The organism is Pseudomonas trivialis, assembly GCF_036864995.1.
In the GTDB taxonomy this organism is placed as follows: domain Bacteria; phylum Pseudomonadota; class Gammaproteobacteria; order Pseudomonadales; family Pseudomonadaceae; genus Aquipseudomonas; species Aquipseudomonas trivialis.
In genome coordinates this window covers 2,056,913-2,068,197 of record NZ_CP142151.1, presented here as the reverse complement: position 1 = coordinate 2,068,197, position 11,285 = coordinate 2,056,913, and the positions used below count along the sequence as shown (strand labels likewise).

Sequence of the window (11,285 nt, the reverse complement as noted above, 5' to 3'; positions counted from 1 at the left end):
CCGAGTAATCACCGATGAGTTCACGCAACCCCGTCATCTGGCATGAAGGTTTGTTCGTCAAGCCCCAGCACTTCCAGCAACAGGCCCGCGCCGCCGAAGCCGCCGTGCACCAGCGCCTGCACAGCCTCAACGACGCCCTTTACGGCTTCAGCGAGCTGGCGTTGAACGACGAATACCTGAGCTTCGGCAAAATCGCCATCACCCGGGCACGCGGGATCATGCCCGACGGCAGCGTCTTCGACATTCCCCACGACCTGGCACCGCCCTCCCCGCTGGAGATCGCTGACAGCAGCGCGGTCGGCCAGATCGTCTACCTGGCCCTGCCGCTGCGCTCCAACGGAGCCCTCGAAGTGCGCTGGCCCGACCAGTACGGCAACAGCCGCTACATCGCCCGCCGCGAGGAAATCCGCGACACCCACAGCGATGACGGCGATCAGGTCGGCATGGACCTGGCCGTACCCAACCTGCAACTGATGCTCGAGCGCAGCGACCGCAGCGCCTTTACCGGCATTGCCCTGGGCAAAATCGAGGACAAGCGCCCGGACGGCAGCCTGGTGATGGACGAGCATTTCTACCCCACCAGTCTGTCGCTGCAAGCGGTGCCGGCGCTGCATCGCTACCTGGGTGAAGTCGCCGGGCTGATGCGTGAGCGGGCAAAAAACCTGGCCCAGCGGATCGGTTCGCCAGGACAGTCGGGCGTCGCCGATGTTACCGACTTCAACCTGCTGCAAACCCTCAACCGCTTGTTTCCGCTATTCCAGCACCTGGCCCGGCAGCGTCAGGTCCACCCCGAGCGGCTGTACATCGCACTGGCGCAAGCCTGCGGTGAACTGGTGACCTTTACCGACGAAGGCCATCTGCCCCAGGAATACCCGGCCTACCAGCACGACAACCTGCGTGAGTCCTTCCAGCTGCTGGAACACACCCTGCGCCGGGCCCTGGGCACCGTGCTGCAACCGCGTGCGGTGTCGCTACCGATCGTCGTTCAGCAATACGGCGTGCGTACTGCCGAGTTGAACGATAAGCGCCTGCTGGACAACGCCGAATTTATCCTCGCCGTGCGCGCCGGACTGCCCGCCGAGACCCTGCGTCAGCAACTGCCCCGGCAGATCAAGATCACCTCCACCGAAGGGCTGGAGCAACTGGTCAGCCTGCAACTGCCAGGTATCCCGCTGCTGCCGCTGCCGGTGGCGCCACGGCACCTGCCGTTCCATGCCGGTTTCAGCTACTTCGAACTCGACCGCCATCACCCGGCCTGGCAAAACCTGAGCAGCGCCAGCGGGTTCGGTTTCCATATTGCCGGTGAATTCCCGGAGCTGGAGTTGCAGTTCTGGGCGATCAGGAGTGAGAGAGATGAATGAAGCAACGCCCACCGAAACCCCGCCACCTGCGGACAACCCTCAACTCTTGAGTTATTTGCAACAGGCAACCGGCAGCAAAAAACCAGACCCCGTTGAAGAGCAGGCCAAGCCAAAGCCGCCCGTGCTGCTCGCCGACCCTGAATTCGACATGCGCGGCGTGGCCTGGAACCCACTGTGCGATGCCGCCACGCCGCTGATCGGTCTGGTGATCCGCCTGCGCCGTCTGGACCACCACGATGACGTACCTGCGCTGTACCTGAGCGTCAGCAACCAGATCACCACGATCATGGAAGAAGTCAGCCAGCTCGACTACGACGCCGGCATGCTCAAGGCCTACTCCTACAGCCTGTGCCTGCTAGTGGACGAGGTGGTCATGCGCACCACCTGGGGCAGGCTCTCCACGTGGAGCGCGCGCTCATTGCTAAGCCAGTTTCATGGAGAAACCCAAGGCGGCGATAAATTCTTCACCGTCATGAACAACATGATCCCCGAAGCGGCTCGGTATCAGCATGTGCTGGAGTTCATGTACCAGTGCCTGATCTCCGGCCTCATGGGCAAATACGGCGCCCATATCAGGGGCGATGACGAAATACAGAAAATCATCGACCAACTGCACGGCCTGCTGCGCCCCTTGCGCGGCGAGACGCCCAAGCGCCTGACCGACCCGCTGAAAAACGTCGCGCCGCGCAACTACCGGATCAAACGCGCCTGGCCGTTGTGGACGCCCTGGGCCATGGCCGCCGTCGTGCTGACGGTCGCCTACACGATCTACTCCATCCGCCTGAACGCCATCACCCAGCAGGTGCTGGTGTCGCTGGAGCGAGTGTTTCACCTGTAACCAATTTTCAGCGCGCTCATCCCGAGCGCCTGCAAAGCCATGGCCGTAACGGCCATAACCCGCGACCCCATGGGTCGTTCACTTGATTGCGACAAGGAGCTTGTCATGCCAACACCCGCGTACATCAGCATCCACGGCAAAAACCAGGGCCATATCACCAAGGGCGCCTTCACCGCTGACTCGGTGGGCAACGTTTATGTGGAAGGCCATGAGGACGAAATCCTCGCCCAGGAAATCGACCACCAGATCGCCGCGCCCACCGACCCGCAAAGCGGCCAGCCCTCAGGCCAGCGCGTGCATAAACCGCTGATCTTCACCAGCGCGCTTAGCAAGGCCTCGCCCCTGCTCTACCAGGCCCTGGCCACCGGCGAAATGCTGCCGACCGTCGAAGTGAAGTGGTTCCGCACCTCGGGCGACGGCAAGCAGGAGCACTTCTTCACCACCAAGCTCGAAGACGCCACCGTTGTCGACATTCACACCGTGCTGCCCCACGCACAAAACAGTAGCAACGAAAACTACACCCAATTGATCAAGACCAGCCTGGCCTATCGCAAGGTCAGCTGGACCCACGTGGTGGCCGGCACCGAAGCCTCGGATGACTGGCGCAAGCCGGCTTAATCGCCAACCGACACGTTCCGCCGCGCAGGCGGCGGAATGCTCACTGACTCGATAATTTTCAGGAGGCTCTATGCCTGCCGTCGTTCTGGTCGGTCACGACCATGATTGCCCGATGTGTGGCCCCACCACGGTTAAAAGCGGTACGCGCAACGTCACCGTCAACGGTCGCGCCGTCGCCCTTGTCGGCGACACCCTGGGTTGCGGTGCCGTGATTACCAGTGGCTCGCCCTCGATGACCGTCAATGGACAGTCAGTAGCCCGTGTCGGCGATACCACCGATCACGATGGAGAACTGGAAAACGGTGATATCAGTTGGTTGATCGACTGACATTCACACTCTCGACAAGGAGGCCCCATGCCCCGCCAAAGCGACCTGCGTTTCACCTTTGAACCCTTGAAAGGCGACGCCTTCAACGTGGTCTCGTTCACCCTTGAAGAAGGACTGTCCCGGCCGTTCAAACTGGAACTGGAACTGGTCAGCCACAACGCTGCCATCGACTTCAATCGCGTGCTCGATCTGGCGGGGCTCTTTACCCTATGGCGTGGCGATACCCCGGTGCGCTACGTCCACGGCTTGGTCAGCCTGTTCCAGCAGGGCAACACCGGCTTTCGCCGCACCCGCTACACCGCCATCATCGAACCGACCCTGGCGCGTTTCGACCTGCGTTCCAACTGGCGAATTTTCCAGAGCCAGAGCGTGCCCGACATCATCACCAACGTCCTGGCCGAGCAAAAACTCACCGACCTGCGCACGGAAATCTGCTTCGAACACCAACCCCGCGAATATTGCGTACAGGCCGGCGAAACCGACCTCGATTTCATCGCCCGCCTCGCCGCCGAAGAAGGTCTGCTCTACACCTTCGAACACCGCGCCGACGGCCACACCCTCGTCCTCACCGACCGCGTCGGCGGCCTCGGCACCATCGGCACCCACACCGACTGTCCGGTGATCTACCAACCCATGGGTGGCGGCGATTCCACGGAACCAGCGTTAACCCGCTTTCACTACACCGAACAAGTGCGCACCGCGCGCCAGGTACAGCGCGACTACACCTTCACCCACCCGCGCTACAACCAGCAGCACACCGCCACCGGCGACCAGGACCTGAACAACCAGCACAAGGACTACGAACGCTACGACTATCCCGGCCGCTACAAACGCGACATCGCCGGCAAGCCCTTTACCAAGACCCGCCTGACCGCGCTGCGCAACGACGCCAAGCTTGCGCATGTGGCCGGTGACGATGCGCGATTGCAACCGGGGTTGGCGTTCGACCTCAACGAGCATCCCCGTGAGGATTTCAATGATCGCTGGCGCACCATTGCTGTTACCCACGAAGGCAAACAGCACAGCAGTCTGGAGGAGGAAGCATTCGGCAGCGACAGCGGCACTTCCTACGAAATGAAGGCCAGCGCGATCCACTGGATGTCCGACTGGAAAGCGCCGCTGTGCGACAAACCCTGCATCGACGGCCCGCAGATCGCCACCGTAGTCGGTCCGCCAGGGGAAGAGATTTATTGCGATGAATGGGGCCGGGTCAAGGTGCAGTTCCCGTGGGACCGCTCGGACAAAAACAACGATCAGAGTTCGTGCTGGATCCGTGTGGCTCAGGGCTGGGCCGGGGCGACCTGGGGTGCCATGGCCATTCCTCGCGTTGGTCAGGAGCTGGTGATCAGCTACCTGAGCGGCGATCCTGACCAGCCGATCGCCACGGGCCGCACCTACCGCGAGACCAACCTGCCGCCCTATGAGCTGCCCAAGCACAAGACGCGGATGACCATCAAGAGCCGTACGCATAAGGGCGAAGGCTTCAATGAGCTGCGTTTTGAGGATGAGCTGGGACAGGAAGAGGTGTACATCCACGCTGAAAAGGACAAGAACGTCCATATCAAACATGACAACACAACCTTTGTGGGTAATAACCGCAAAGAGGAAGTAGGCAATGATGATCAGATCACAATCGGGAACGACCAGTCCCACGAGATCGGGCGAGACCACACGCTCTCCACCGGACGTGACCATGAGGCAACTATTGGCCGGGATCGCAGTGTGCAGGTCGGCAATAATCGCTACGACACCACCACGGCCAACCACCAAAGCGAAGTGGGCGGTCACAGCCAGCAAACGATCTCAGGGCAACATCGTCTAACTGCTGGCCAAGGCATGCACCACACCACCACGGTCTATCAACTGCAAGCCAGTGAGCGTGTGGTTTTTCAAAGTCCCGGCGGCAGCCTCACGTTGGATGCGCAAGGAATCCACCTTAATGGCGTAGCGATAACCCTACGTGGTCCGGTGACCTCTACGGCCCCTGGCAATGGCCACGCCTTGGCGCTGCAGTTGCAACCTGAATCAGGTCAGAGCTGTGTGGAGAAAAAACGATGACCCCGGTTAGCGTCCATGCGTTCGTGGCCGAACAGCATGCACCCGATGCAACGCTGTACGTGTTACTCGACCTCTTGGCCGACTGCGCCGCAGACGATCCGTTACATATCGAGGCATTGCGTCAAACGCTTGGCAATGACGCCGTCATGCCTCTGCATCGGCCCGATCTAATCCATACGCCATCGGCCTGCCCAGTACTGGTGGCCCTCGCCACGCCCGGGACCTCACCGTCACAAGAACTATTGACGCTATCCGCCTTACGCGCTCATGAAGATCTGGACCGTTACAAACGTTACGTGTGCGGCTGGCTTAGTAGCAGCGCTCCATCCCGAGACCTAAGTGCCCACATCGTGTCGCTCGGACAACTTCCCGTAGAGCAGGGCCGAGCGTTTTTTCCGGTCCATGAGCCCCTTCGCCTGGAGTTGCTGGCTGGCACCTTCCGTAACAATAAGGGGCCTTGGTGGCCGATCCGTCACTGGCTGGTGCCCACAAGCAGCGGTACCGGCAGCGTTTTGTTGGGCAAACCCGAACATCGCACCGCCATGGGTATCTGCGCGGCGGCCGTGCAGTTGGACGCCCTCATGGTGTCCTCCTTACTGAATAGTTGGCGACGCGCCCTTCGCTTGCCGCTGGCGTATGCCCCTGCGCGCTGGAGCGGCCCTACTGCACTCCCGCCTCAAGCGGCGGCACAGGCCTATATTCAGATCCAGCAAGCCCGCCAGCTTGGGCTTAGCCACCAGGACGACATCCTGACATTAGCCTTGCATCGCCTGATGCTGCATCCGCACATGCACCAGCACACCGGTGTTCGCGCGTTGATTGAACAAGCGGTCCAAGGGCAAGCGCCGCTTAGCCAATTGCTGGCCCCCTACAACGACAACGCCTGGCAGCGGGCCGTGTCGGATCTGACCCATGCCGGAGTACTTCAATGACCTTGGGCACTCAACTGAGCATCGCCATAGCCGAAACCGCCGTTTCAAACGATCAATGCAAGGCCTGTCAACGTAAAGGGCTGCCCATCCTGCCATTGCGCCACGCCCTGGTGCCGCGCTCACCGAATGAGCCGGTGCGGCCGGATACCGTGCACATTGATACGCGCCTGGGCTTACGCACGTTGCGCGCCGGCTACCTGTATGTATTGCTGGATCGCAAAATCTGGCAGGCATATCAGGTCAGCCCGGACGGGTATCTACGTCAATTCAACCCCTACGCACCTGCGCCAGCCAACGAGACCCCGCTGTCCGATGCTTGCGTCTCGGCCAATCACGATTGCCCGGCATCGTTCCTCAACATCGACACCAGCAAACACACTCAAGCGTGGCTGGCCTTTGCCAATGACCCGTGGCCTGCTAGCGTGCTGGACGCCTACAAGGCCGGTCATGCTTCAGAGCGATTCCACAAGCTCGACCTCGCCAGTGCACGCGACAACCCCGCCAGCGTTGGCCTGGCCATGACAGATGAAAACCTGCAGGTGGACAAGCAGGTCTACGAATACCAGCGGCACCAGACGACCCCATTATCGCAGCAAGAGTCAACGCCAAGATTCGACAGCGTGCATGGTTTCCATGGCCGCGCCCATCGCCTGAGCGCACTGAAGGGCTTCCTGCGCAACGCCATCCCACAGCATCAACTCCAACACGGCGTCCTTGCGTTTGTACTGGATGACATCATCGGCCTGGTGCAGGAGCTCAACGACACCCGCAACCGCTGGGTCCAGCAGCGCCAGGCCTGGATGAATGACCCGGACCGGGCTTATCGTTACCAGACCTCTCAGTTACTGCTGGCCATTCGCGAAATCCATCGCGAACAGGCAGAAGGCCAGACGCCCCTACCGGCGTCGGTCGAGCCCATGACCGGTGATGGCCCGCCTGTATTTTCCAGCCATGAGCAGCAACGCGAGCGGATCGTCCAGAAGCGCACAACCACCGCTATGAGCAAGAATCGGCGAATTATCAGCGTTACATCGACCAAAGCGCACACGCCTATGCGGCGGCGTGCCGCTCCAGCCTGTTTGCGTGTGTCGAGCAAAATGACTACGACGGTGATGATCGCCCGTCAGGACGGGCTTACAGCCAGACGATGGCGCTGTGCCTGGAGGGCGGCATCAGTGAGGCGCCCGCGACACAAGATGACGGCCACACCGCCTCCCTCTGGAGTAGCTGGCTGAACGACCCAAAGAGCCCGGTCTACCGCGCCCTTCTCTTGCGTGACAAACGCTTGCTGGCCGATCTATTACCCAGTTTCAATGCCACGGGTGATAGCGACTGGAACGACAGTGAAAAGCTCTATTCCGCCCTTACCAAGCTCATCGACAACGATGATTTCAAGCACCATGTCCGCCCCCGTTTACAACACGCCATGGCACAGCTTCTCGGTGCCCTCAACGCCGCTGCCGCCCGCTTGCAACCGTCGCTCGGCCCTGGCGTAGGACGGGTAGTTTCGCGTCTCAACAGTGCCAGTCAACTGCTCTATAACGGCATTCATCTGACCGAGCTCAAGGTGAAAATGAAACTGGGTGAATACTACGCCCTGCAATGCGAGCACCTGCGCAGCCTGCAACGCAAGGCCGGTGATGCCATCGACCGCACCTGGGAAGGCCTTAAGGACGAGCTGGGCAAAATCGACGATGAGGCCCGCAAGGCGCGCAAGCAAGTGCGCCCGCTGATCCAGGGCGGCCTGCTCAGCCTGGCGGTGCTGGACCCCAAAATAGCCAACCTCAGCGTGACCATCAGCGTCTGGGTTGAGGGCAAGGTCACCGAACTGCAGGACACCCTGATGCGCCAGGCCAACCTCGGCGTGGACCATCTGGGCAAAGGTGCCCATGCTGCGCTAGTCGAAATCGCCGTCGGGGTTGGCACGCTGGACCCGCAGGCGCGCAAGGTGCTGCAAGGCGTCAAGGTGTCCTCGTACCTGGCGGCGAAATGGGTGCGCAGCGGCTTTACCGGGCTGCGTGGCGCGGTCGGCAGCAGCGAGCTGTTGCTGGCGATGGGCGGGATGTACCTGCTCAGCGACTCATTGAACAAAAGTCTCAAGGATGTGGAACTGGCGATGGGGGAGAAGGCTGTTGAGGCGAGGTTGGCGTTGTATGGAAGTAGCTTGGGGGTGTTAGGTGGAGGGGTGGAAATTGTTGGCATCGCACTGGAAAAAGGGGCGGTGCAGGTGCAGAAGGTCGGCAGCTTGTCGACCCAGGCGATGACTGCCGCAACAGCGACTGCACGCGTAGGCAACGTATTCGTACGGGTCGGGGGGAGTATTGGTGCGGTGGCGGGATTGTATGATGCGACGCGAGCGGGGTTTGCTGCTAACCGTACCTTCAAAGCGGGTGATATCTCTGCAACAGCAGGATATGTCTTCTCTGCTGCTGCTTCAGGTTTCGGAGCAGTCGCAGGTGTTCTAGCCGCAGCATCAGGAAACATGGCTCTGCTGGGGCCGTTGGGTATAGCCGTACTGCTCGGATTAGTAGGATATGCATTTTACAAATGGGCCGAAGACGAAGAGTCAACACGTCTCGACCGCTGGGCACGCCGTTGTTATTTCGGAAAACACAACGAAGATCCACCCATTCATTGGAACAAACCTGAACACGCCCACATCGCCATTGCCGAGCTGAATGCCGCAACCCTGGGCGTAGAGGCCGGCGTCAATTTCCGTCTGCGCATCGTCGGCAGCGACTCGCATGGCTGGGGTGGTCCCATAGGCAGCGTGGGCGCGCCGATCTATGAACAGCACCTCGAATATCGCCTGGTTCTGCCGCTCTTCGACGCCAACCGCTCCGCCTATCGCTGGTCAATGACGGTTCATCGCTACGGCGATGGCTCGGCCAACCAGTACACCGGCGGCGAAGTGCTGGCCGAAGGCGAGTTGAATCCCCCCACCCTGGCCACCGCCGTCGGCGAACGCCGAGCGGCGCTGGTCGTACCCAAACGCCCGAACAAGCCTGATTACCGAGCCGACAGCACTACACCCATCCAGGAAATACGCACCGTCGAATTGGCCAACGCCAGTCCCCATCAGGTCAAGGACATCAGAGGCGCGATAGTACTGTTGCCTGATACCCGCCGGCACAACATCGAGGCCGCAACCTTGTCGTTAACTTACTGGCCTGATCGAGGTATTCACGACGCCTATGCGGAGATCGAGTTAATGGACAGCTTGTAAGCCACAGCCGGCAGCGCCCTTCGCGTGCTCATTTGCCATGAGTCCCGTAGCGACTATTGCTGGTGCTCATCAACATTGTGCTTGCCCCTCCCCCTTAAACAGGTCGCAAGCGGCTATCACACAGAACCGGAACTACTCATCATGCTATTTACAGCACCTTTACTCGACAAGCCGGCTCCTGGCTGGAAGCGTGATCTGCCGGGGCCAAACGAGGCGCCCTCTATTGAACCGTACCCTCCCGCATTCTCGAATCCACCCAATCATGTTGACGATGTGTACCTTGAACTGGCGCGCGCCACAGTAAGGACTCGTGGAGTTGGTGTTTGGATAGCTCCATTTACATTCCTGCTGTCCATGGCTTTTCCAGTCAGTTTGATTATGTTTGTTATGACAGAGCACAGCGCCCCTCCCTTAGTACTGATTTTTTTCGGGCCTATTGGGTTTATTACAGGCATATGGCTGGGCGTTTACGCTTGGCGGATGGACGTTGCTCCTCCCCGCGACGAACCCATCCGCTTCAACCGCGTCCGACGCAAAGTTTATGTCTACCGTTTCCACCACGACGGGCTCAGGCCCTTCAGCCGCACCGCCTGGGGTGTACGCGTCGAAGTCTATGACTGGGATGATCTGCGCGCCGAAGCTTGCAGCGTGTACGGCCCCATGGGCAGTGGCGGCCTCATCGAAACCGTCACCCTCGCCGTGGTGAAACCTGGCACCCACCAGGTGATCGATCGTTTTCATTTCGCCCACGAAATTCAACAAGGCGAAATGTACTGGGCCATGGCCCAACTGTTCATGCAACAAGGCCCGCACGCCCTGCCCACTTTCCCCCGCCCACCTCGTGACTGGAACAACGAAGACGTGACCTTCAATCTCGCGCGTCGCTTGGCCCCCAAAGTGCGGTGGCCTGCGGAACTAGACCTGGAGTCGCGCACCGCGCCCTGAATACAAGCCATCAACCGAAGCAGTCTCAATACGACGACAGGCTAAAGAATACAAGCGGCGATCACCCCGAACTGGAACGACTCATCATGATATTTAAAACACCTTTACTCGACAAACCTGCTCCTGGCTGGAAGCACGATCTGCCGGGACCAAACGAGTCGCCCTTCAATGAACCGTATCCTCCCGTACTTTCGAATCCGCCCAATCATGTTGACGATGTATATCTTGAACTGGCACGCACCACAGTTCGGACTCGTGGGATTGGAGTCTGGATGGCTCCTTGTATGTTTCTGTTTGCTCTCATTCCTCCCGTCACTTGGATCGTCATCCTAATAGCGACTGGAGATATACCTTCATTTGTATTTCATTTCTTCGGTCTCATCGGATTTATCATCCCCCTATGGGGAAGCGTGTTCATCTGGAGAATGGACGTAGAAGCCCCCTGCGACGAACCCATCCGCTTCAACCGTTTCCGACGCAAAGTCTATGTTTACCGCTTCCATCACAACGGCCTCAGGCCCTTCAGCCGAATCGCCTGGGGCGTAAGGGCCGAAGTCTATGACTGGGATAACCTGCGGGCCGAAGCCTGCAGCGTGTACGGCCCCATGGGCAGTGGCGGCCTCATCGAAACCGTCACCCTCGCCGTGGTGAAACCTGGCACTCATCAGGTAATAGATCGTTTTCATTTCGCCCACGAAATTCAACAAGGCGAAATGTACTGGGCCATGGCCCAACTGTTCATGCAACAAGGCCCGCAAGCCCTGCCCGCTTTCCCCCGCCCACCTCGTGACTGGAACAACGAGGACGTGACCTTCAATCTCGCGCGTCGCTTGGCCCCCAAAGTACGATGGCCAGCCGAAATAGACCTGGAGTCACGCAGCGTGCCCTGAATACAAGCCATCAATCGAAGTAGCCTATATCCCTCACGACCTGGCGCCGCCCTACTCGCTGGAAATCGTCGACAGCAGCGCGGTCGGCC

At 60.0% G+C, this 11,285-nt stretch carries 9 protein-coding genes and 1 pseudogene; all 10 read left to right on the top strand.

The features are described 5' to 3' along the window. Positions 1-14: 14 nt before the first annotated feature. The 10 genes and pseudogenes from tssK to VRB54_RS09270 all read left to right on the top strand — a co-directional run bounded on the left by tssK (position 15) and on the right by VRB54_RS09270 (position 11,196). Complete coding sequence (gene tssK, locus VRB54_RS09315) at positions 15-1,361, top strand: type VI secretion system baseplate subunit TssK (RefSeq protein WP_338480501.1); 1,347 nt, start codon at positions 15-17, stop codon at positions 1,359-1,361. Further along, the gene (gene icmH, locus VRB54_RS09310; RefSeq protein ID WP_338480499.1) at positions 1,354-2,199 is read left to right on the top strand and encodes a type IVB secretion system protein IcmH/DotU; all 846 of its coding nucleotides are present in this window, start codon (positions 1,354-1,356) and stop codon (positions 2,197-2,199) included. The genes tssK and icmH overlap by 8 nt, the downstream gene beginning before the upstream one ends. Before the next feature lie 105 nt (positions 2,200-2,304). Further along, positions 2,305-2,817: an Hcp family type VI secretion system effector gene (locus tag VRB54_RS09305; protein WP_057024162.1), complete on the top strand. Its 513-nt coding sequence runs from the start codon at positions 2,305-2,307 to the stop codon at positions 2,815-2,817. 70 nt (positions 2,818-2,887) lie between these two features. Continuing rightward, on the top strand, positions 2,888-3,145 hold the full coding sequence (locus tag VRB54_RS09300; RefSeq protein WP_338480498.1) for a PAAR domain-containing protein: 258 nt from the start codon (positions 2,888-2,890) through the stop codon (positions 3,143-3,145). A 27-nt stretch (positions 3,146-3,172) separates the two neighbouring features. Further along, positions 3,173-5,203, top strand: coding sequence for a type VI secretion system Vgr family protein (locus tag VRB54_RS09295; RefSeq protein WP_338480497.1), 2,031 nt, complete (start codon positions 3,173-3,175; stop codon positions 5,201-5,203). Further along, entirely contained in the window at positions 5,200-6,135 is a 936-nt protein-coding gene (locus tag VRB54_RS09290) for a hypothetical protein (RefSeq protein ID WP_338480496.1), read from the top strand. Before VRB54_RS09295 ends, VRB54_RS09290 begins: the two co-directional genes overlap by 4 nt. Further along, positions 6,132-7,046, top strand: a pseudogene (locus VRB54_RS09285) (T6SS effector BTH_I2691 family protein); the annotation flags it as partial. The gene VRB54_RS09290 and the pseudogene VRB54_RS09285, both read left to right, overlap by 4 nt. Before the next feature lie 119 nt (positions 7,047-7,165). Next, positions 7,166-9,361, top strand: a complete 2,196-nt coding sequence (locus tag VRB54_RS09280) for a T6SS effector BTH_I2691 family protein (protein WP_338481076.1) — start codon at positions 7,166-7,168, stop codon at positions 9,359-9,361. A gap of 141 nt (positions 9,362-9,502) precedes the next feature. After that, the gene (locus tag VRB54_RS09275; RefSeq protein WP_338480495.1) at positions 9,503-10,306 is read left to right on the top strand and encodes a DUF6708 domain-containing protein; all 804 of its coding nucleotides are present in this window, start codon (positions 9,503-9,505) and stop codon (positions 10,304-10,306) included. A gap of 86 nt (positions 10,307-10,392) precedes the next feature. Next, the gene (locus tag VRB54_RS09270) at positions 10,393-11,196 is read left to right on the top strand and encodes a DUF6708 domain-containing protein (protein WP_338480494.1); all 804 of its coding nucleotides are present in this window, start codon (positions 10,393-10,395) and stop codon (positions 11,194-11,196) included. Positions 11,197-11,285 lie beyond the last annotated feature (89 nt).

Bases quoted from the DNA above. Each gene is read 5' to 3' on its own strand.
- VRB54_RS09295 (WP_338480497.1), top strand. From the start codon at position 3,173: ATGCCCCGCCAAAGCGACCTGCGTTTCACCTTTGAACCCTTGAAAGGC.
- VRB54_RS09270 (WP_338480494.1), top strand. From the start codon at position 10,393: ATGATATTTAAAACACCTTTACTCGACAAACCTGCTCCTGGCTGGAAG.
- icmH (WP_338480499.1), top strand. From the start codon at position 1,354: ATGAATGAAGCAACGCCCACCGAAACCCCGCCACCTGCGGACAACCCT.
- VRB54_RS09290 (WP_338480496.1), top strand. From the start codon at position 5,200: ATGACCCCGGTTAGCGTCCATGCGTTCGTGGCCGAACAGCATGCACCC.
- VRB54_RS09305 (WP_057024162.1), top strand. From the start codon at position 2,305: ATGCCAACACCCGCGTACATCAGCATCCACGGCAAAAACCAGGGCCAT.
- tssK (WP_338480501.1), top strand. From the start codon at position 15: ATGAGTTCACGCAACCCCGTCATCTGGCATGAAGGTTTGTTCGTCAAG.
- VRB54_RS09300 (WP_338480498.1), top strand. From the start codon at position 2,888: ATGCCTGCCGTCGTTCTGGTCGGTCACGACCATGATTGCCCGATGTGT.
- VRB54_RS09275 (WP_338480495.1), top strand. From the start codon at position 9,503: ATGCTATTTACAGCACCTTTACTCGACAAGCCGGCTCCTGGCTGGAAG.